Origin of the sequence: Mesorhizobium sp. M0011 (assembly GCF_040324155.1) — a bacterium.
Taxonomy (GTDB): Bacteria; Pseudomonadota; Alphaproteobacteria; order Rhizobiales; family Rhizobiaceae; genus Mesorhizobium.
The window spans coordinates 148,930-170,329 of record NZ_JAMYVQ010000003.1 but is presented as its reverse complement, the minus strand read 5'-3'; the positions used below and the strand labels follow the sequence as shown (position 1 = coordinate 170,329).

Sequence of the window (21,400 nt, the reverse complement as noted above, 5' to 3'; positions counted from 1 at the left end):
TCAACTCCTCGTCGATTTCGAGCTGATGATCAGCCCGGCGCTGATGATCAGCGTCGTGGCAATGAAGATGATGGTTCCGACGGCCGTCACCGTCGGGTCGGCGTCGCGGGTGATGCTGGTGAAGATCTGCACCGGCAAGGTCTTGAGGTAGGGACTGGTGATGAACAGCGCGACGATGATTTCATCGAAGGAGGTGACGAAGGCAAACAAAAGCCCGGACAGGATACCGGGCGCGATCAGCGGCAAGGTCACGGTGCGGAATGTGGTGAAGCGGTTGGCGCCGAGGCTGGCCGCCGCCGTTTCCAGCCGCACGTCGAAGACTTCGAGGCTTGCCGATACGGCGATGATGACGAAGGGGATCGCCAGCATCGTGTGCGCGATGACGAAGCCGGTGGTGGTGCCGACAAGCTGGTAGTCGAGGTAAACGGCATAGATGCCGATCGCCAGCACCACGCCGGGCACGATCATCGGCGTGATCAGGATGGCGCGCAGCAGGCCGGCGCCGGAATGTTTCATGCGGCTGAGGCCAAGCGACGCCAGCGTGCCGATCAGCGTGGCGGCAACGGCGACGAGGCCCGCGACCCTAAGCGAATTGAAGAAGCTCGACAGCCAATCGGGATTGGTGAAGAAATTCGCGTACCACTGCCAGGAGAAGCCGGACGGCGGGAAAGCGAGCGACTTCTTCTCGTTGAACGACATCGGGATGATGACCAGCGTCGGCATCACCAGCCAGACGGCGACCAGCAGGCAGAACAGGCCGAGCAGAATGCGGAACGGCGTTTGTCTCATGATCTGGACGCCTGCTTGTGGCGCTGGCGCATCAGCGGTGCGGCGAGCGCCAGCAGCACGAAGGTCGCGACCAGCAGGACGACGCCCATGGCGCCGCCTCGGCCCCAGTTGAGCAGGCTGAGCACCTGGCTCTGCACCAGCGTCGACAGCATGGTGCTGCGCGGGCCGCCGAGCAGGGCCGGCGTGATGTAGAAGCCGAGCGACAGGATGAAGACGATGATGGCGCCGGCGAAGACGCCGGGCAGCGACAACGGCAGATAGATTTCCAGGAAGGCGCGTGCCGGGCGCGCACCAAGGCTGCGCGCCGCCTGCACGAGGCGCAAATCGATGCCGCGCATGACCGAATAGAGCGGCAGGATCATGAACGGCAGCAACACCTGCGCCATGCCGATGACGACTCCGGTCTGCGTGCGGATCAGCTTCACGCCGTCAAAGCCGAGCAGCCTGATCACCGAATTGATGATGCCGGAATCTTGCAGCAGGATGACCCAGGCCAAGGTGCGCACCACGCCGCTGACCCAGAACGGCACCAAAACGCACAAGATGAGGACGAGTCGCAGGCGCGGCTCGACGGCCGTCATGAGATAGGCGTAGGGGTAGGCCGCGATGACGCAGACGATGGTGACCCAGGCGGCGATGGAAAAGGTGCGCCACAGGACGGTGACGTTCACCGGCGTGGAGAAGAACCAGACGTAGTTCTGCAGGCCCCAGGCCGGGTCCGAAAAACTGCGCAGCGTGACGGTCAGCAAGGGATAGCCCATAGCCGCGATAAGCAGGAGCAGGGCCGGCATCGCCAGCAGGGACGGATAGGCGGCAAGGCGCAGGCGCCGCTGCGGCCCCTGCACGGCACCTGACGGCCGGGAATGATCACCCCCGGCCGTCGGCGTATGCGATGTCTGGCTCACGCCGTCACCTCAGTGATAGCCGGCTCAGTTGCCGGCCATCAGCGCCGTCCACTTGTCGGACGCGGCGGCGAAATTGGCGACCCAGAACTTGATGTTCTGCTGGTAGCCGAGCTTCGCGTGGTCCGGCGTGTTGGTCAGGAAGGCGGCGACGGATGCGTCGACCTTGGGCTGCGCCTCGTTGTTGATCGGCGAGTAGGACGTCTGCTCGGTCAGGATCTCCTGCGACTTCTTGCCGAGATAGGCGTTGATCAGCGCGTAGGAGGCATCGGTGTCCTTGGCGCCGACCGGGATGGTCAGCTGATCCATGACGACCAGCCAGTCCTTCCACACCGGCGTATAGGCAGCGCCATTCTTGACCGCCGTCATGGCGCGGCCAGTCCACATGATGATCATGTCGGCCTCGCCGGATTCGGCAAGCTGCTGGGATTCTGCGCCGGTCTTCCAGAAGATGGTGTCGGGGCCGATCGCCTTGATCTTGGCGATGCCCTTGTCGATATCGGCAGGCGTCATGGCGTCGACCTTGCCGCCGTCGGCCAGGATGGCCTGTTCGATCAGGCCGCCGAGCGGGCTGCCACTGCCGTCGATGGCACGGGTGCCGGGGAATTTCGCGGTGTCGAAGAAATCCTTCCAGTCCTTTGGCGGATTGTCCTTGTACGTGTCGTTCTTGTACATCAGGACCATGCCGTAGTTCATCGCCGGCACGCTGCATTCGCCGACCTGTCCGGGCGGGATGTGCGAGATGTCGAGCTTGGTCAGATCGAGTTTCTGGAACAGTTTTCCGCAATGCACGAAGGGCGGAAAATCGTCTGTGTCGACGACATCCCAGGTCACATTGCCTGATTCGACCTGCGCCTGAAGCTTGGCGATTTCGGTCGGTCCGTCGTTCAAAAGCTTGACGCCGCTCTTGTCGACGAATTCCTTGAGCGCGGCAACCTGGCCGTCCTGGTAGATGCCGCCATAGGAGACGAAGGTCAGCGTCTTGCCCTTCAACGAGCCGTCGACCACGGTTCCGGCCGGCGGCGCGTTCTGCGCGTGAGCGGCGGCTGCGAGCAAGGCCAGTGCGGCGGCGCCGACAAATCCGGCCAATCTTGATCTGCTTCCCATTTTCTAACCCTCCGATGGCTCGCTGTTTGATTTTGGCAGGCCGGGCGCGAGCGTTTTCCGGGCTACATATTGATCGAGGTCGACAGCGCCGCTTGTCGGCGGCGCGATGATCCACAGCACCTCGGCCACCGCATCGCCGACATTGATCGTCCGGTGCGGCGTCGAGGTCGAATATTCGATGCTGTCGCCCTCTTCGAGGGTGAAGCTCTCGTCGCCGAGCGTCAGTTGCACGCGTCCGCGCAGCACGAGGAACATCTCGCTCGCGTTGCCATGCGTATAGGGCACGTCGCCGGTGGAGCCGCCGACGGCGAACTCGCCGCAATAGACTTCCATCTCGCGGATCGGCCGGCGCGACAGCAGCGTCTTGCGGTAGCCTTCGCTGGTCGGCAGCGCCGGCCGCTCGGCGCGTGTCAGCACCGCGTGCGGCGACACTTCGCAGTCGTCGAAAAGATCGGCGAGGCTGATGCCGAGCGCATTGGCGATCAGCATCAATGTGCTGGTGTTGGCGCCGGAAAGGCCGCGCTCGAGCTGGCTCAGGAAGCTGGCGGTGGTGCCGATCATGCCGCCGAGCTGGCGCAGCGTCAGGCGCCGCGTGGTGCGATAGGCCTTGATGCGATCGCCCAATACCGTCGAGCGGCGCGCTTCGGCGCTGGTTGCGGCATTGTCATTGAGTGCGTGATCCGCAGCGATTTTCATGGCGATCTCAGGGTTCACTTAACATGCTATTAAGTGAGGCGTCCTGGCAAGTAGATTCGCTTGGTCACCTGAAAATCATCGATGGACCTGCAGAGGGTGCATGATCGGCAGACCGGCAACGCCGGTTCGGCTCGATCACTGGATCATGAAGCGCGAACTGAACGGCAGGCTTGCCGCGCCGACGGCCTTCGGGCTGATGCTGACCCGCGCGGGCAGCGCTTCGATGCCGGGGAATTCCCGGCCGATGTCGTCGCACAAGGCCTCGGCGATCTTTTGCGGCGCATAGCTGGACAGGACGACCGAATTGAACTCGACAAACTGGGTCAGCGCGGAGATCGACGCTTTCAGGCGGTCGGAACACTCGCCCAGCCATGCGCTGTAGGCCTCGCCCAGGTCAGGCCACTCAGGGCTGCTGCTCCAGATGATTTCGGACGGGCGCCCGCGCATGGCCAGTTCGCTCTCCAGGCGCATCAGGCCATGATCGAAGCTGGCGCTGGAGTTTCCCTTGTAGATCTGGTGGTTGAGGATGAGCCTGCTCTGCAGCCGTGCTCCCAGATAGAAGAACAGATAGTCGTTGAGCGGCTTTGCGACGCCGAACATGCTCTCGCCGCCGGCTGCCGCGGTGATGTCGTTCTGCACGAAAACCGGCAGCTTGATCTGTTCCTCGATCTCCCCCTGCAAGGCTTTCAGCGAGGTGCTCGATCCGCTGCGGGTTGCAGCCATGGTGTCGACATCGTCGGGAACGGCCAGGCCGATGCCGGCAACCCGGCTGCGCACCTCGACCGGCAGGCTGGTCATGGCTTGCCTGATCGCGCCGAACAGCTCGCTACTTTGCGGAAAGGGATTGGCTTCATCCGCCGGCAATTGCGTGTGGAAGCGCACCGTGCCGATGAAGTCGATGAGCGCGATGTCGATCCTGCGCCGGCTGAAGCCGACGCCAACCGCATAGGCGCCCTCCGGGTTGAGCGAAAGCGGGATGGTGGGCGGCCCGACGCGGCCGCGCTGCGCCTCGCCTTGCGAGACCAGGCCTTCTTGCTCGAGCGAACGGACGATGACCGAGGCCGTCTGCGCCGACAGGCCGGTCTTTTCGCCGATTTCCATCCGCGAGATGCCTTCGTTCTGAAGCAGCAGCGACAGCACCAGCCGCTCATTGTAGCTGCGCACGCTCAACGCATTCAGCCCGCTCGCACGATCGGCGATGCGCAAGGGGTTGGGTGGTGCGAATCTCATGTCAGGCAAGGGTCGCCCCGTCGGTAAGAGCGCGTTGCCTGGCGGCGCTATGGTTGCTCATGTCGAGCGGCTCCAGCCGATGGCATCGACCGCGCGGGCGAGTGCGGTGCCCAGCAATCTGTGCGCCTCGGCATCGATGTGAAAGCCGTCCGCTTCGCTGCACGACACCACCGAGCCGGCATCGAAAAAGTGTAATTCGAGCGAGTCCGCCAGAACCTCGAACTCGAGCGCGAGCAGGCGCGATTTCTCCGGCGCACCGGCGAAGATGGACTTCCATTCCTTGACGTCGTCCTGCATCGGCGGTGGCGCCACGATCATGATTTCGGGCGTGGTGCCGCCCGGACCGGGCGCCAGCTCCTTGATGTCGTAGACCAGGCAGCCGATCCCCATCGCCACTTCCGACGGCGGCTTGTTGAAGCGGATCTTCAAATCGTTGGTGCCGAGCATGATGATGACGAGGTCGAGCGTCGCATGGCTCTGCAGGCAAGGACGAAGATAGGTTCGGCCGTTCTTGTGGGCGCCCTCGATCGGGTCGTCGTGGACGGTGGTGCGGCCGCTCAACCCCTCCTCGATGACATACCAGTCGGGGCCTAGCTGAGAACGCAATATTCCCGGCCAGCGTTCACCCGGCCCATAGCGCTCGAGCGGCCCCCTGCCGGGGATCTGGCCGTGCGTGTTGGAGTCGCCGTAGCACAAGACTGATCGCATGTTTTTCCCGCCGGGACTGACAGCGCGCCGAAGCCGGCGAGCGCCATTCATGATGGATAGCGGAGCGGTGAAAGGCAAGCAAGGGAATAGTCATTCAACATGACTAACTATTGACAGGGCGAATCCGCTGTGCTTCTAAAGTGCCGGAGGAGTTCTCAACCGTCACCATCGTCCAGCCCGGGTTGGGCCTCGACACTCATGTGTTCGGGGACGGGAGAATTGCGTGCATCGGTCGGTTTGCGACGACGAGCATGCATCGGGAGAGCGTCTCGCGGCAGTACACATTCGTACGGCCGGCCATACGAATTCGTAGGCCGGGACAACCACAAGGAGGAGAGTTCAATGTTAGGATTGCTGAAAACCGTCGGCCTGGGGATGCTCGTTGCGTCCACGCTTGCCGTGACGTCCCTGGCGCATGCGGAAGACATCAAGCTGATGGACGGCGTCGCGCCGCGCCCCGACGACACGCGCATGACCGCAGCCGGTGCGTTCAAGAAGGACCCGCCCTGGGTCATCGGCATGAGCGACTTCGGCGTCAACGCCAACACCTGGACAGTACAGGTGGCGCATGAGGCGGAGAACGCCGCGGCCAAGGACAAGCGCATCTCGAAATTCATCCTGCTCGATGCCGGCTTCGACCAGAAAAAGCAGGTGGCCGACATCGAGGACCTGATCGCGCAGCATGTCGACGCGATCATCGTTCAGCCGGTGACCAGCACATCGGCCAATGCCAGCATCGCCAAGGCGGTCGCCGCCGGCATCCCCGTCATCCTTCACACCGGCCGTATCGATTCCGATGCCTACACCACCGAAATCCAGGGCGGTGCCGAGCACTTCGGCAAGGTCATGGGCGACTGGCTGGTCAAGACCGTCGGCGACAATGGCAAGATCTGGGTCCTGCGTGGCCTGGCCGGACATCCGGAAGACACCAACCGCTACAACGGACTCCTGGAGTCGCTCAAGGGCACGCATGTGCAGATCATCGCCGAGGAGCATGGTGACTGGCAGTACGACAAGGCCAAGAAGCTGTGCGAGACGCTTTATCTGAACAACCCACAGGTTGACGGCATCTGGTCGTCCGGCGCTGACATGACGCGCGCCTGCGTCGATGTCTTCAAGCAGTTCGGCACGCCCGTTCCGCCGATTTCGGGCGAGGGCAACAATGGCTATTTCGGCCAGTGGATCACGGACGGGTTCAAGTCGATCTCGCCGGAATACAGCCCCGCCCAAGGTGCGGCCGGCGTGCGCGCCGCTGTTGCCCTTCTGGAAGGCAAGCAGCTCTACAAACGCTATGTCTATAATCCCGACGGATGGGACCAGGACAAGGCCAAAAAATACTATCGCGACGACCTGACCGCCAATGTCTGGTGGCCGAGCGAACTGCCCGAGGACAAGCTCAAGGAATATTACGGCAAGAAATGACGGCGCCGTGGCTGGTGGGGAGTGGACAAGCATTCCCCGCAGGCCGTTCCATGTGTTGAATTTGGTTCGTTCGAGGGTTTCGTGACCAATCTTATCGAGATGTCCCACATTTCGAAGGCGTTCGGAGGGAGCAAGGCGCTCCACTCCGTTTCCCTCGATCTCAAGGCGGGCAGCGTTCACGCCCTGATGGGCGAGAACGGCGCCGGCAAATCGACGTTGATGAAGATCCTGGCGGGCGTGCATCAGCCCGATTCCGGCGAGATCTTCATGAACGGGGAAAAGCTCGATCTGAAGTCGCCGCGCACCGCGCTCGATGCAGGCATCTCGACCGTTTTCCAGGAGCACTCGCTGCTGCCCAATCTGTCGATCGCCGAGAACATGTTTCTCGGCCGGGAGCCGACGACCCGGTTCGGCTCGATCGACTATCCCGCGATGAAGAGCCAGACCGCCAGGGCGCTTGGCGAACTCGGCCTCACGCTCGACCCGTCGCAACTCGTTTCCAACCTGACGATCGCCGAGCGGCAATTCGTCGAGATCGCGCATTGCATCCAGGCGGACGCCAGCGTGCTCATCCTCGACGAGCCGACGGCTGCTCTCAATGCGGCCGATGTCGATGTGCTCAACCGCAACATCCGCCGGCTGCGCGATAAGGGGAAGGCGATCGTCTACATCTCGCATCGCATGGAGGAAATATTCGAGCTGTGCGACACGGTGACGGTGCTGAAGGACGGCGCACTGGTCGGCACCCGGATGGTGTCCGAGATCACCACCGACGACCTCATCGCCATGATGGTCGGACGCGAACTCCAGGACCTTTTTCCTGATCGCACGGGCGACAAGGGTGATGAGATCCTGCGTGTCGAAAACCTCAGCATCACCGAGACATCGCGGCCGCTGTCGCTGACATTGCACAAGGGCGAGATCGTCGCCCTGGCCGGACTGGAGGGGCAGGGCCAGCAGCGCTTCCTGAGATCGCTGATCGGCCGCTATCATCCCTCCGCCGGGACGATTTCCGTCAACGGCAAAGCGCTGAAAATGCCGCTCCCGGCATCATCAGGCGTTCGCCATTTGCAGCAGCTGAGGGTCGGCTTCGTTCCCGAGGACCGCAAGGAGGAGGGGCTCTTCCTCGCTTTGCCGATCGCCCACAACATCGCCATCGGATTGCATTCGAGGCGATTCGAACTCGCGCCGGCGCGGCCGTATCGAAACGTCATCGCCCGCATGATGGAGGTCATGAACATAAAGGCGGCAGGGCCGTCCGCGCCGGTCGGCTCCCTGTCGGGCGGCAACCAGCAAAAGGTTCTCCTCGGCCGCTACCTGGCCGCCGATCTCGATCTTCTGCTGGTCGAGGAGCCGACCCGGGGCGTCGACATCGGCGCCAAGTCCGAGATCTACCACCTGCTGCGCGACTTTACCGCCAAGGGCGGCGCCGTGCTGGTGCTGTCGCGCGAGACGATCGAGTTGATCGGGCTCTGCGATCGCATCTACGTCGTCCACGACGACACCATCGTTGCCGAAATGCCGGCGGCGCAGGCGACGGAACACAAGATCCTCGACGCGGCCCTGACGGGCGGCTCCGCGCGCCAGCACTAGGGGGGCTGCCATGGTTCGCTCGCTGTTCAACATCCTGAGTGGCCGGAACACGCGGCAAGGCCTGTGGGGCCTGCCACTGCTGGTCGCCTTGTTCATTTCGCTGTGGCTGACCGTCGAGACGACACAATTTGCCACGGCCGAAAACCTCTTCAACCTGGTGGCCCAGGCAATGCCGCTGATCATCGCGGCCATCGGACAGTTGGTGGTCGTGCTCATCGGCGGGCTCGATCTGTCGGTCGGCTCCGTCATCAGCTTCACCACGGCGGTGCTGGCGCTCGATCAGCCGGCTGTCGTGCTGATCCCGGCGGTCTTCGTGCTGGCGGCACTCATCGGGCTGATCAACGGCCTGGCGATCACCCGTTTCAACGTCCATCCGATCATCGCGACGCTGTCGACGCAGTACATCGTGCTCGGCATCACGCGCATCCTGCGTCCTGTGTCCGGCGGTACGGTGCCGGAGATCGTCATCGATGCCGTCTCAGGCAGTTTCCTCGGCGTTCCCTATCCGGTTTTCTGGGGCATCGTCGTGATCCTGGCAGCGTGGAAACTGCTCTACGGATCGCGATACGGGCTGCATCTGTTTGCGATTGGCGGCGGCATTGCTTCGGGCGCTGAAAGTGCTGCCCGCAATTTCGGCGTCTCCGACCGTCGCAACATCATCCTCGCCTATGTGGTCTGTTCCTGTTTCGCGGCCGTTGCCGGTGTCTTCCTGGCCGGGCGCATCGTGTCGGGCGATCCGAATGTCGGGCTGCTTTTCGAACTCGACACCGTCACCGCCGTCGCCCTTGGAGGCACCCAGCTCTCCGGCGGCATAGGCAGCCTGCACGGCACGGTGATCGGCGCGCTGGTCATGGCGCTGCTGGCCAATGGCATGAACCTCGCCAACGTCTCCCCCTTTGTCCAGACCGCGATCAAGGGCGGCATCCTGCTGGCGGTGGTCGGGCTGCAATCCCGCAAGAAGATGGGGCTCTAAAAGATGGCTGCCGTTCTCGCAAATCCGATCGCCCGGCGCCTGCTGCGCATATCGCCGTCCTATTTTGTCTTTCTCGTGCTGCTGGCGACGCTGTGGATCGCGCGACCGAACATGCTCAACCTCAACATCATGGGTATCTTCGTCAGGCAGATCGTCCCGCTCGGCATCCTGGTGCTGGGGCAGCTCGTCGTCATGCGGGTGAAGTCGATCGACCTCTCCGGCGGCGGCATCATCCTGCTCATCAACTATTTCATCTCGTCGGGCACTTTCCCCGGCGCGTCGATGCCTTTCTTCGTCGTGCTGGCGCTCGCCACCGGCCTCGTCATCGGCCTGTTCAACGGCTTCATGATAGGGAGCCGGCGGGTGTCGGCTGTCATCGTCACGCTGGCGGTCAGCATCATCCTGGTAGGGCTGGTGCAGTTCCTGTCGAGCGGCAATCCGCCCGGCGATGTGCCGAAGCTGTTCAACGACCTCTACAACACGAAATTCCTGTCGGTTCCGACGCCGGTGCTGTTCTGGGTCCTGCTGACCGCTTCGGTGTGGCTGCTTCTGTCGCTGACCGTCTTTGGCCGCTACGTCGCCTCGGTCGGGGAGAATGCCGAAGCCGCGCATTTTTCCGGCGTGCCGGTCCAGCGCACGGTCATCCTGGCGCATACGCTCGCCGGCCTGATCGCGGCGATCGCGGCCCTGGTGCAGACCGGTTCGATCGCCGTCGGCAGCGTCCGTGTCGGCCTCGACCTGCCGATCCTGGCGGTCGCGGCAACGATCCTCGGCGGCGTCGTCTTCGGTCGTGGCGACGGCGGCGTCTGGGGGCCCTTCTTCGGGGCGCTGTGCTTTGCGCTGCTGTTCGTGGTGATGACGGTGCTCGGCATCGACGAGCCCGGCAAGCTCATCGCGCAGGGCGTCATCATCCTCGGCGCGGCGATCTTCTACGGAGTGCGCGTGCGAAACCCCTGACTTAAGACGGCGAAAAGCAAGTGCGCCGGCGTTCAGACAATTGCAAACAGATGGAGAAACATGGATGTCACCGCCAAAAAACATCATGTGCTACGGCGACTCGCTGACCTGGGGCTGGGTTCCGGTCAAGGAGGGGTCGCCGACCTACCGCTACCCTTATGATCAGCGCTGGACCGGTGTGATGGCGGCGGCGCTAGGGGCGGGCTACCACATCATCGAAGAAGGCCTGAGCGCGCGCACCACCTGTCTCGACGACCCCAACGATCCGCGCCTGAACGGGGCCAATTATCTGCCCGCGGCCATCGCCAGCCATCTGCCGCTCGACCTGGTCATCATCATGCTCGGCACCAACGACACCAAGTCTTATTTCCGCCGGACGCCCTATGAGATCGCCAATGGAATGGCGAAATTGGTCGGGCAGATCCTGACCAGCGCCGGGGGCATCGGCACCCCGTATCCGGCGCCGAAGGCGCTGGTCATTGCGCCGCCGCCGCTGACCCCGATGCCCGATCCGTGGTTCGAGGGCATGTTCGGCGGCGGGCACGAAAAATCCAGAGACCTGGCCAGGCAATACAAGGCGATGGCGGATTTTATGAAGATCGATTTCCTCAATGCCGGCGATTACCTCACCACGGACGGTGTCGACGGAATTCATTTCACCGCCGCAAACAACGCCGATCTGGGGCGCGCCGTCGCCGACAAGGTCAAGTCGATCCTCGAGCCGGGCAAGGTCAGCACTGCCGCCTGAAGCTGCCAGGCCGTCGGCCTGCGGCACACAGGCCCATGGCGCAGGTGTATCGCTCGTTCCTCCGGCGATACACATCGATACGGGGCCGTTTGGCCCCGTATCGATGTGGCGCTCGACGCCTGCAGACCTGCGTTGATCTAGGGCCTTGCGCTCCGAGGGACATGATCGGCGGACGCTTTGGTTTGGCGGTCGAAAACGACCGCCAGGCCGTTCTTCACGGCAAGCGCGGCGACCATGTCGTCGAGTTCGCGATCGGGAATGGCGGGTTTGAGGACCTGCCGGATGGCCCGATAGGCCTGCTCGGTCGACACATAGTCGTAGTGCTTTTTGCGCGCTTCCACATATTGCTCGATGAGAATGCCCAATCGGCGGGCGGCGATGTCATCTGGTTGCTGCAAGGGAGCCTCCTCAAGCGTCGATCGTTTGCAGACCCCAGAGATGTAAAAACCCACGCCGCGAAAGTTAAGGCCTGCTGTCGGCCTGAAGCTCAAAAAAATCTGCTGCCTCATTCGACGAATTGCGCCGCAGCGTGACATCGTGCCCGAACTGGTACCTCGCTGCCGCAAGCAGCAGGTCAATTTGGCTGGTCCGTTCCGAATCCCGATCAAAGCGTGTATTCACAACAGCTCCGACAGAACGGCCATGAAGTGGTCGTTCTCCGCAGCCGAGCCGATGCTGACGCGCACATAGGTGTCAAAACCCTGCTGCTTCCACGGCTTGACGATGACGCCTTGCCGCAACAGGCTTTCGACGAACACGGAAGCATCTCGCCGGCAGTTGAAGAACAGGAAGTTGCCCCTGGAGGCGGCGACGTCGAGGCCCTTGCTCGCCAGAAAAGTCTCGACGCGTTTTCTCTCCGCCCTGGCCAGCGCGACGACCCTGGCGAGGTGTTCGTCGTCGGCCAGCGCCGCGAGTGCGGCGGCTTGGGCCATGCCGTTGGCGTTGAAAGGCGTGCGGACGCGGTCGAGCAGCGCGCGCAGCTCCGGGTCACCGACGATGCCGAAGCCGATCCGCAATCCGGCCAGGCCGAAAGCCTTGGAAAAAGTTCGCAGCACGATCCAGGGCTGGTCCAGCTTTCCGAGATAGGGCAGGGATGACGTATAGTCGTCGCCCTCGGCATATTCGGCATAGGCTTCGTCGATGACGATCAGCGTCTCGTCGCCGACCACGTCCAGAACCCTCGACAGATCGCCGCCGGAGAGCCAGCTGCCGACCGGGTTCATCGGGTTCGAGAACAGCAGCATGCGCGGCCGTTCGCGCACCGCCTCGACCAGCGCATCGACATTGATGGTGAGATCGTCGTTGACGACAACGCGCTTGACGGTCGCCCCCATCAGCGTCGCGTAGTCCTCATGCAGCGGGAACGACGGATAGAGGGTGACGACGGCGTCGCCCGGCCGCAACACGGCACGGCTGATCACGGAGAGAAGATCTTCGGAACCGTTGCCCAGGATAATCTGGTCCTCGGTGACGGCATATTTGTCGCCGACCGCCTGGCGCAGCTTGCGCCCGGCGGGGTCGGGATAGAGGCGGAACATCTCGGAGCCGGCATGCATCGTCGTGACGAGGGTCGGGCTGGGCCCGAGCGGATTTTCGTTCGAGCCTAGTTTGGCGATCCTGGCCGGTGCGTATCGCTCCATAACCTCGTCAATGGTGAGCCCGGAATTGTAGGGCGACAAACGGTTGACTTCGGTGCGGACCATATCCGAGGCTTTCGACACGGTGGGCTCCTTTGCGGCGGATTTCGTCATCCGTACCGCAGCTGAAATTGTTTGTATATGCTTGTATATGTAACCTGCGGTCTGATAGCATTGATACCGGCGCCGAGGCCGACACCGATCAGGAGGATCACATGCGCAACGCTTCTCTCTTCGATCTCTCCGGCAGGAAGGCGCTTGTCACCGGCGCAAGCCGAGGCATCGGGCGCAGCATCGCCGAAGCGCTGAGTGCTGCCGGCGCCGACGTCGCGGTCTCGGCGCGCAGCCTAGCCTCATTGCAGGACACAACGACAGCCATCCGCGCCGCCGGCGGGGTGGCGCATGCCATTGCCCTCGACGTCACTGATGTTGGCCGCTGCGGGGCAGCCACCAACGAGGCTGCCAGCCTGCTTGGCGGTCTCGACATTCTCGTCAACAATGCCGGGATGGAGGAGGTGCGGCCCTCGCTCGATGTCGACGAGGCACTGTGGGACAGGATCGTCGACACGAATCTCAAGGGAGCGTTCTTCTGCGCCCAGGCCGCCGCGCGGCAGATGCGCGACACCGGCCGTCCTGGTGCCATCATCAATCTGTGCTCGCTGACATCCGAAGTCGGAGTTCCGACCGCGGTGCCGTATGGCTCGTCGAAGTCGGGCCTGCTCGGCATGACGCGGGCGCTTGCGGCGGAGTGGGCGGAGCTTGGCATAAGGGTCAACGCCATCGCGCCGGGCTACTTCAGGACGGCGATGACTGACGTTTTCTACAGCAACGAGGCATGGCAGCACTCCATGCTGGCCAAGATCCCGCAGCGGCGCTTCGGTGATCTCTCCGATCTGCACGGCATCGCGGTGTTCCTTGCCTCGGATGCGGCGGCCTACATCACCGGCCAGTCCATTCCGGTCGATGGCGGCTTTCTCGCCTCGATCTGATGCGGCAGGTTTGTCTCCGCAGTTTCGACGGGAAGGACGATGGAAAAATTGCTGGCGACCGTCATACATACATGTATATACTTTTAGCCGAGTGAAGCCTCTCGACAGCTTTGATCCTTGTCCCGGGTCGGCCTGTCGGCCCGCAGGATACGGCCGACCTGCGCCAACCGTCATTGCGTTCCAAGAGTTCAGGAGAACGAGCAGTTATGTCCGACATCAGCTTCCACGATTTGTCATCCGTCGATGCCGACCAGCGCGCCAGTCTGCTGAAGCGCGCCGAGGCCGATCTGACGGTCTTCGTCGAGAAGGTCCGGCCGATCATCCAGGCCGTCAAGGACGAAGGCGACGCCGCCTTGATCCGCTTCGCCGGGGAACTCGACAAGGCCAATGTCGCTGAGGGCGAACTACAGGTGTCGGAAGCCGAGTTCGACGCGGCGTTCGACAAGGTGGAAAAGGATGTCGTCGAGAGCATCCAGTTCGGCATCGACAACATCAGGCATTTCCATGAGGAGCAGAAGCCGGAAACGATGTGGCTCAAGGAAATCCGGCCGGGCGCCTATGCCGGCGACAGGTACACGCCGATCGCGTCCGTTGCGCTCTACGTTCCGCGCGGCAAGGGCGCCTTTCCGTCGGTGACGATGATGACGTCGGTGCCGGCGGTGATTGCTGGCGTGCCGCAGATCGCCATCGTGACGCCACCGACAGCGGATGGGTCGGTGGATGCAGCAACGTTGGTCGCCGCACGCCTCGCCGGCGTCGGGACCGTTTACAAATGCGGCGGCGCCCAGGCCGTCGCGGCCGTCGCCTACGGCACGGAAACGGTGAAGCCCGCGCTCAAGATCGTCGGCCCCGGCAGCCCGTGGGTGGTGGCGGCCAAGAGCGTGTTGTCTTCTGTCATCAACACAGGCCTTCCGGCTGGGCCGTCCGAAGCGATCATCTTTGCCGATGACAGCGTCGACGGCGGCCTTGCCGCGCTCGACCTGTTGATCGAAGCCGAGCACGGGCCGGATTCCTCGGCCTATCTGGTGACGCACAGCCGCAAGGTTGCAGAAGCAGCACTCGCCGCACTTCCCGAGCATTGGTCGCGGATGACCGAGCAGCGTGTCGAGTTTTCGCGCGCGGTGTTGACCGGCAAGCGCGGCGGCATCGTGCTGACCGCATCGCTGGAAGACAGCTACCGCTTCATCAACGACTATGCGCCCGAACATCTCGAGATCCTGTCGACGGAGCCGTTCGCCCATCTCGGACGCATCACCGAGGCGGCCGAAATCCTCATGGGACCGCACACGCCGGTGACCCTTGCCAACTTCGTCCTTGGACCCAATGCAGTGCTGCCGACCAGCCGGTGGGCGCGGACCTACGGCCCGCTTTCGGTGACGGATTTCGTCAAGCGCTCGTCGGTCGGCTATGTCACGTCGGCGGCCTATCCGGAACTCGCTCTGCACGCCCGCAGGCTCGCCCGCTACGAGGGCTTCAGCTCGCATGAGAACGCGGTCTCGGAAATCCGCGACCGCTATCTCGCCGGTTGAGCGGAAACGATCGCGATGAAGGCTGCTCGACTCTATGGACCCGGCGATCTGCGCGTCGAGGATGTCGCCGCGCCGGGCGTGCCGGATGCGGGCTGGGTGAAGCTCAGGGTCGATGCCGCCGGCATCTGCGGTTCGGACCTGCATAATTTCCGCACGGGACAGTGGATAAGCCGGTCGCCGTCGACGGCCGGCCATGAACTGACCGGCACGGTGACCGCCATCGGCGCAGGCGTTGATAGCGTCGCCGTCGGTGACAGGGTGGTTGCCGATTCCCGGTTCTGGTGCGGAGACTGCGCGCAATGTCATGCGGGAAGGCGGCATCTCTGTGCGTCGCTGGGCTTTGTGGGGGAGATCTGCGACGGTGGGTTTGCCGAACAGGCGGTGCTGCCCGCACGGCTCTTGCATATCATCGATGCCGGGCTCGACGAGCGGGTCGCGGCGATGGCCGAGCCGCTGGCGGTGGCGTTGCATGCGGTGCGGCGGCTGCCGAAAACGGCAGGCTCGGTGCTGGTCGTCGGCTGCGGGCCCATCGGCGGTCTTGCCGCTCTGCTGCTCTCTCGAACCTTTGCCGGCACCGTGCTCGTCGCCGACCGCAACCAGGCTCGCAGCGCCCGCGTGGCGCGGGTGACGGGTGCCACGACTGTCGATCTGAACCGGGATGCCATTGCCGCCGCAACCGCCAATGCCCCGCTGCTCGCGGCCATTGAGGCGACGGGCAGCGTCGCGGCCCTCAATCAGCTGCTCGGCGTTCTCGATCCCGGCGGCACGGTCGCCATGGTCGGCATCTTCCATGACCGTCTCGACATTGATCCCAATAGTCTGGTCGAACGCGAGATCGGGTTGCTGGGATGCCACGCCTTTGCCGACGAACTGCCTGAGGCCGTGCGGATGCTGGGTGAACTCAGCGAACCGCTGCTGGCCCTGATCGACCAGGAGATCGGCCTGGATGAGGTTCCCGCCGCCTATGAGCGGCTGTTGGCGGGGCAAAGCGATGGCTTGAAAACAATCATCCGCATGCGGCAACCTGTCGAGCAGTCGTGATTTTCGATAAATCGCCGGAGAGGACTTTTGAAATGATCACTTTGCCCGATACGGCCAGCCCTCTTTACGAGAAGGTGAAGGACTACATCCTGGCGAACATCGGAACGGGCCGGTGGGGCAAGGATCGCAAGCTGCCGTCCGAAAATGAGTTGGTGGCGTCGCTGGGCGTGTCGCGGATGACGGTTCACCGGGCCCTTAGAGAGTTGACCTCGGCGGGGTTCCTGATCCGTCTGCAAGGTGTGGGAACCTTCATCGCGCCACCACGGCCGCAATCGACGCTGATCGAGATCAACAACATCGCAGCCGAGATCGTCGAGCGCGGCAACAGGCATCGCTCCGAAGTCCTCGTTCTCGAAACGATCATGCCGACAAAGGAACTGGCGCTGTCGTTCGAGTTCGCAAAGCGTGTCTCGATCTATCATTCCGTCGTCGTCAATTTCGAGAATGATTTGCCGGTGCAGCTGGAAGAGCGTTTCGTCAATCCGAGCCTCATCCCCGACTATGACAAGCAGGATTTTTCGAAGACGGCGACTTATGACTACCTCATGCAGAAAACCCCGGTCACCGAGGTCGAGCACATCATCTCCGCGATCCCGGCGGATGCCGAGACGGCGCGGCATCTGGGCATTGATGTCGGCGCCTGCTGCCTTTTCCTGCATCGCCGGACATGGACGGGCGCTGTGGTGGCGACGATCAGCAAGCTGACTTATGCCGGCAGCCGCTACTCGCTCGGCAGCCGCTATTCCCCCTCCAAAAACAGCTGACGGCAATGGAGCGAATGCAAGCCGGAGAGGTTTTGCCGTCAATGTATATACATGTATCGATTAGAACGGTTTCGCCCTCGGCGGACGAACTGGATGGAAGGAGCGACGGATGACGCTGATACCCAGCCGCACGGCGCGGATTCGGGCACTCGCGCAGCATGATGTTGCCGAGGCACAAAGCGCGCTGTCGGCATTGCTGGGCGATCTGTTCGAGATGAGCCCCCGCGATGTCCGCATCAACTTCGACAAATACAGCCTCAATTCCCTGAACGGCTTCTTCGAGAACGACGGCAAGGCCTACTTCTTCAAGTTCCATCAGGAGGAGCGGGAAGAGGCGATGACGGGCGAGTATTACCGCGCCGAGATTCTGTCGCGCGCAGGCCTGCCGGTCGACCAGCCGGTGCATATGTCGGCCCAGCCCGGCGAGCAGATCCTTGTCTATCGCCGCCGCACGGATCCGAGGTTTTCGGATGTGCTGTTCGCGCTCGATGCGCAGGACGATGCCGGCAAACGGCAAGAAGCCGTTCTTGCCGAGCGCGACCTGTCGGCCAGGCTGCTCAAGGTCTATCTCGAGACGCTGCATCCGGTAACCGTCGAGGAGGTGACGGCGGAGCCGATCCACAGGCTGTTTCATGAGCGGCTGATCGATGCCGAGACACGCTTGTCGCCAGGCGGCCGGCTGGCCGATTTCTATATCGGCAAACTGTTTGCCTTTCCCGGTTTGGAGCTGGATTGGGATCGGTTTTCCCGGCTGAAATTCGTCATCAATGACCGGCGCTACACCGACAGCGTCGGTGAGCTATTCGACGCCGCCGCAATGCGCTTGCGGCCGGACCGGCTTGCCGACGCAGGCGGCGTGGTCGCGCATGGCGACGCCCACAACGCCAATGTCTGGTACACGGCGAAGCCGGGGAGCGCGGAACTGTCCTTCTTCGATCCCGCCTTTGCCGGCTCGCACATCCCGACGCTGCTGGCGGAGGTGAAGGCGACGTTCCACAACATCTTCGCCCACCCGTTCTGGCTCTATGATCCGGCGACCGCGACAGAGGCTTTTCGCGCCCAGGCGCGGCTGGACGGAAATCTGCTCCATGTCGACACGGACTGGGACCTGAGCCTCGTCCGCCGCGACCTGCTGGAGGTCAAGGCGACAGCGCTGTGGCGGCCATTGCTGCTGGAGCTCAAACGGCGCGGCATGCTGCCGGCGGATTGGCGCGCGGTGCTGCGGGCCGGTCTTTTCCTGTCGCCGACGCTGGTCATGAACCTGCGCGCCGGCGCGCGCAGCCACACGCCGGTCTCTTCCCTCATTGCCTTTTCAGTCGCGGTCATGGTCGGCAGCGAACCCGTTGCCGGAGCCGATCGGGTGACAGGTTTCCTCGACCGGATCGATCCGGCCAAGGTGGAAAATTGAGTCTTTCCAACTTGTATATGCATGTATGTATTTTAGCCTTGACATCCGCTCCCGCTGACGCTGAAATATCCTCGCACTTCACCATGAAGTGGCAGGTAAGACGCCGAGGCACAGTGCCGCAAGAGCAGAAACCCGCAGTCTCACCAGACCGGCTACCTCAGTTAGAAAAAGCGGTCTGATCATCAAGGGGAACAAAGATGATGCGTAACCTAACAGGACAGTTTGGCGCGCTCGTGATGGCCGCCGCCATCGGACTCGCCGCCGCCCCGGCAGCCTACGCGGCCGATGCGGCCATTCCCACCACGCCCGAGGCAGGAGCGTTCAAGATCGGCATCGAGCCCTGGCTCGGCTATGGCCAGTGGCATGTCGCCGAGGCCAAGGGTCTGTTCAAGACAAACGGGCTGAGCGACGTCCAGATCGTCAACTTCGCCGAGGACAAGGACATCAATGCAGCACTTGCAAGCGGCCAGCTCGACGCCGCCAACATCGCCACCCACACGGCGATGGGCATGGTCGCGGCCGGCCTGCCGGTGAAGATCGTGCTGCTGCTCGACGTCTCCATGACCGCCGACGCCATCATCGCCGGCAAGGACGTCACCTCCATCGCGGACCTCAAGGGGAAGCAGGTCGCCTTCGAGGAAGGCACGACGAGCGACATCCTGCTCAAATACGCGCTCGCCAGGAACGGCATGTCGATCGACGATGTGAAGCCGGTCCCGATGCCGGCGTCCGATGCCGGCAGCGCCTTGATCGCCGGCCAGGTGCCGGTCGCGGTGACTTATGAACCGTACCTCACCGTCGCCATGGCGCAGAACAAGGACCTCAAGCTTCTGTTCACCGCCGGCGAGGATCCCGGCCTGATCAGCGACGTTCTGGTGGTGCGTGACGAGGTGATCAAGTCGCGGCCCGGCCAGGTGCTGGCCATGATCAAGAGCTGGGACGCAGCGCTCAAGGACTACAATGCCGATACGCCCGGTGGGCGCGCCATCATCGCCAAGGCTGTCGGTTCGGACGTCAAGGACCTCAACACTGCCTTTGACGGCGTGCGCTACTACTCACTCGCCGAAAACAAGACGGCGCTGACAGGCGACTTCACCACCAAGACCTTCGCCGATGTCGAAGCCGCCGCCAAGAACGCCAAGCTGCTGCAGGCCGATGTGACGCCGGAGCAGATGATCGACCCGTCCTTCGTCAAGGCAGCGGAATGATCAAGGCCGGATCGCGGCGGTGACGCAGATGTCCGGGGAGCGTCCCGCTCAAACCGATCCGGCTCGTCCCACGAAACCGGCGAGGCGTCGCCGATCCTCCGGGATCGGCGTGCCCATCGCCAGGTCGCGCTTCCTGGTGATCGCGGTGGCCGTGTTCGTCGGGCTCGGCCTTGCCTGGTGGGCCGCGACCGGCCTGGGGTTGGTAAAGCCGATCTTCCTGCCATCGCCGGGCAGCGTCGCTATGCAGATCGCCAAGCTTGCGGCCGACGGCACGTTGTGGCTGGACCTCAAAGCCTCGATGTACCGTATCTCCATCGGCTTCCTCATCGCCTCGGCACTGTCGATACCGATCGGCGTGCTGATCGGCAGTTTCCGTTCCTGGGAGGCGGCCATCGAGCCGCTGGTTGACTTCATCCGCTACATGCCGGTCGTCGCCTTCGTGCCGCTCTCCATCCTGTGGGCGGGCACCGGAGATTCGCAGAAATTCCTGATCATCTTCATCGGCACCTTCTTCCAGCAGGTCCTGATGATCATGGACAATGTGAAACGGGTTCCAGCCGATTTCATTGGCCTTGGGCGCACGCTAGGCCTGCCGGATCGCAAGATCCTGACGCGCATTGTCGTGCCCAGCGCCTTGCCGGGCATCTGGGATACGTTGCGCATCAGCCTGGGTTGGGCATGGACGTGGCTGGTGCTGGCCGAACTCGTCGCCGCGACATCGGGGCTCGGCTATCGCATCACCGTGTCGCAGCGCTATTTCCAGACAAACACGATCATCGGCTACATCCTGCTCTTAGGCCTGCTCGGCCTCATCACCGACCAGGTGATGAAGGCGCTGGAAAAGGTGCTGTTCAAGCAAGAGGGCCGCTCGCAATGAGGTCCAGCCGATGAGCCCCCCCAAATTGCGGATCGCCGGTCTGCACAAGAGCTTCGGCACCGGCGAGCGGCGCACGGAAGTGCTGCGCGATATCAACCTCGATCTTGCCGACAACGAGTTTGTCTCCCTGGTCGGCACGTCGGGCTGCGGCAAGAGCACGCTGCTGTCGATCGTGGCCGGACTGCAGGACTTCGACGCCGGCGATCTCAGCATCGATGGCGCGCCGATCCTGCAGCCTGGTCTCGACCGTGGCGTCGTCTTCCAATCCTACACGCTGCTTCCCTGGCTGACGGCGCGGCAGAACATCGAATTTGCCCTCAAGGCCGCCGGCTACGATCGCGCGACCTGCCGCAGGATCGCGCTGGAGCACCTCGAACTCGTCAAGCTGTGCGACAGCGCCGACCGCTATCCGGCCGAACTCTCGGGCGGCATGAAACAGCGCGTCGCCATTGCGCGCGCGCTTTCCTACCGGCCCAAGATGCTGTTGATGGACGAGCCCTTCGGCGCGCTCGATGCCTTGACCCGGCACCAGATGCAGGAACTGCTCACCCAGATCTGGGAGGAACACAGGTTGACCGTCCTGTTTGTCACCCATGATGTGGAGGAGGCCGTCTATCTGTCGGACCGCATCGTCGTCATGGGCATCGGCCCGGGCCGCATCACCCAGACCTTCAACGTCGATATCGAGCGCCCGCGCCGCGAAGAGGTGATGGAAAGCCCTGCATTCATGGATCTGCAGCGCGGCGTGCACAAGGCCATCCGCGAGGGTTCAAAACGCCCCGAAATGGCGTAGGCGCTTGTGGTAGGCCCAATCATGCCGGA

General features: G+C 63.1%; 21 protein-coding genes. 13 read left to right on the top strand and 8 right to left on the bottom strand.

Annotated elements, in window-relative coordinates:
- The 6 genes from NKK51_RS04840 to NKK51_RS04815 all read right to left on the bottom strand — a co-directional run bounded on the left by NKK51_RS04840 (nt 1) and on the right by NKK51_RS04815 (nt 5,432).
- On the bottom strand, nt 1–789 hold the full coding sequence (locus NKK51_RS04840; RefSeq protein WP_023809409.1) for an ABC transporter permease: 789 nt from the start codon (nt 787–789) through the stop codon (nt 1–3).
- A complete protein-coding gene (locus NKK51_RS04835; protein WP_023809408.1) occupies nt 786–1,694 on the bottom strand; it encodes an ABC transporter permease in 909 nt (302 codons plus the stop codon). The genes NKK51_RS04840 and NKK51_RS04835 overlap by 4 nt, the downstream gene beginning before the upstream one ends.
- Before the next feature lie 24 nt (nt 1,695–1,718).
- Nucleotides 1,719–2,798 carry an extracellular solute-binding protein gene (locus NKK51_RS04830; protein WP_023809407.1) on the bottom strand — a complete coding sequence of 360 codons (1,080 nt, stop codon included), beginning with the start codon at nt 2,796–2,798 and terminating at the stop codon, nt 1,719–1,721.
- A 3-nt stretch (nt 2,799–2,801) separates the two neighbouring features.
- Nucleotides 2,802–3,494: a helix-turn-helix domain-containing protein gene (locus NKK51_RS04825; RefSeq protein ID WP_023809406.1), complete on the bottom strand. Its 693-nt coding sequence runs from the start codon at nt 3,492–3,494 to the stop codon at nt 2,802–2,804.
- 135 nt (nt 3,495–3,629) lie between these two features.
- The gene (locus NKK51_RS04820; protein WP_352551514.1) at nt 3,630–4,724 is read right to left on the bottom strand and encodes an ROK family transcriptional regulator; all 1,095 of its coding nucleotides are present in this window, start codon (nt 4,722–4,724) and stop codon (nt 3,630–3,632) included.
- Nucleotides 4,725–4,781: 57 nt separating this feature from the next.
- On the bottom strand, nt 4,782–5,432 hold the full coding sequence (locus NKK51_RS04815) for an SGNH/GDSL hydrolase family protein (RefSeq protein ID WP_063173756.1): 651 nt from the start codon (nt 5,430–5,432) through the stop codon (nt 4,782–4,784).
- Nucleotides 5,433–5,774: 342 nt separating this feature from the next.
- Between NKK51_RS04815 and NKK51_RS04810 the strand changes: the two genes are divergently transcribed.
- The 5 genes from NKK51_RS04810 (at nt 5,775) to NKK51_RS04790 (ending at nt 11,125) form a co-directional block, all read left to right on the top strand.
- Nucleotides 5,775–6,854: a substrate-binding domain-containing protein gene (locus tag NKK51_RS04810; RefSeq protein WP_023809403.1), complete on the top strand. Its 1,080-nt coding sequence runs from the start codon at nt 5,775–5,777 to the stop codon at nt 6,852–6,854.
- Between the two features lie 81 nt (nt 6,855–6,935).
- Nucleotides 6,936–8,447: a sugar ABC transporter ATP-binding protein gene (locus NKK51_RS04805; protein ID WP_352551511.1), complete on the top strand. Its 1,512-nt coding sequence runs from the start codon at nt 6,936–6,938 to the stop codon at nt 8,445–8,447.
- A 10-nt stretch (nt 8,448–8,457) separates the two neighbouring features.
- Nucleotides 8,458–9,420 (top strand): ABC transporter permease, encoded by a 963-nt coding sequence (locus NKK51_RS04800; RefSeq protein WP_128303928.1) that lies wholly within the window; start codon nt 8,458–8,460, stop codon nt 9,418–9,420.
- Between the two features lie 3 nt (nt 9,421–9,423).
- Nucleotides 9,424–10,377: an ABC transporter permease gene (locus tag NKK51_RS04795; RefSeq protein ID WP_352551509.1), complete on the top strand. Its 954-nt coding sequence runs from the start codon at nt 9,424–9,426 to the stop codon at nt 10,375–10,377.
- Nucleotides 10,378–10,441: 64 nt separating this feature from the next.
- Nucleotides 10,442–11,125 (top strand): SGNH/GDSL hydrolase family protein, encoded by a 684-nt coding sequence (locus NKK51_RS04790; RefSeq protein WP_352551508.1) that lies wholly within the window; start codon nt 10,442–10,444, stop codon nt 11,123–11,125.
- Nucleotides 11,126–11,262: 137 nt separating this feature from the next.
- Here the strand turns inward: NKK51_RS04790 and NKK51_RS04785 are convergent, their stop codons facing one another.
- The gene (locus tag NKK51_RS04785; RefSeq protein WP_352551506.1) at nt 11,263–11,634 is read right to left on the bottom strand and encodes a hypothetical protein; all 372 of its coding nucleotides are present in this window, start codon (nt 11,632–11,634) and stop codon (nt 11,263–11,265) included.
- 108 nt (nt 11,635–11,742) lie between these two features.
- Nucleotides 11,743–12,846 carry a histidinol-phosphate transaminase gene (locus NKK51_RS04780; RefSeq protein ID WP_502902444.1) on the bottom strand — a complete coding sequence of 368 codons (1,104 nt, stop codon included), beginning with the start codon at nt 12,844–12,846 and terminating at the stop codon, nt 11,743–11,745.
- Between the two features lie 131 nt (nt 12,847–12,977).
- Here NKK51_RS04780 and NKK51_RS04775 point away from each other — a divergent pair, with 131 nt between their 5' ends.
- The 8 genes from NKK51_RS04775 (at nt 12,978) to NKK51_RS04740 (ending at nt 21,371) form a co-directional block, all read left to right on the top strand.
- The gene (locus NKK51_RS04775; protein WP_352551502.1) at nt 12,978–13,751 is read left to right on the top strand and encodes an SDR family NAD(P)-dependent oxidoreductase; all 774 of its coding nucleotides are present in this window, start codon (nt 12,978–12,980) and stop codon (nt 13,749–13,751) included.
- Between the two features lie 206 nt (nt 13,752–13,957).
- Nucleotides 13,958–15,280, top strand: a complete 1,323-nt coding sequence (gene hisD / locus NKK51_RS04770; protein WP_352551500.1) for a histidinol dehydrogenase — start codon at nt 13,958–13,960, stop codon at nt 15,278–15,280.
- A 15-nt stretch (nt 15,281–15,295) separates the two neighbouring features.
- Nucleotides 15,296–16,321, top strand: coding sequence for a zinc-dependent alcohol dehydrogenase (locus NKK51_RS04765; protein WP_352551498.1), 1,026 nt, complete (start codon nt 15,296–15,298; stop codon nt 16,319–16,321).
- 32 nt (nt 16,322–16,353) lie between these two features.
- Nucleotides 16,354–17,085 (top strand): histidine utilization transcriptional repressor HutC, encoded by a 732-nt coding sequence (hutC, locus tag NKK51_RS04760; protein ID WP_126069965.1) that lies wholly within the window; start codon nt 16,354–16,356, stop codon nt 17,083–17,085.
- 109 nt (nt 17,086–17,194) lie between these two features.
- Nucleotides 17,195–18,493, top strand: a complete 1,299-nt coding sequence (locus tag NKK51_RS04755) for a hypothetical protein (protein ID WP_352551496.1) — start codon at nt 17,195–17,197, stop codon at nt 18,491–18,493.
- Nucleotides 18,494–18,693: 200 nt separating this feature from the next.
- Nucleotides 18,694–19,701, top strand: coding sequence for an ABC transporter substrate-binding protein (locus NKK51_RS04750; RefSeq protein WP_352551662.1), 1,008 nt, complete (start codon nt 18,694–18,696; stop codon nt 19,699–19,701).
- A gap of 28 nt (nt 19,702–19,729) precedes the next feature.
- Entirely contained in the window at nt 19,730–20,578 is an 849-nt protein-coding gene (locus NKK51_RS04745) for an ABC transporter permease (RefSeq protein ID WP_502902445.1), read from the top strand.
- A 10-nt stretch (nt 20,579–20,588) separates the two neighbouring features.
- Nucleotides 20,589–21,371 carry an ABC transporter ATP-binding protein gene (locus NKK51_RS04740; RefSeq protein WP_352551494.1) on the top strand — a complete coding sequence of 261 codons (783 nt, stop codon included), beginning with the start codon at nt 20,589–20,591 and terminating at the stop codon, nt 21,369–21,371.
- Nucleotides 21,372–21,400: the final 29 nt, after the last annotated feature.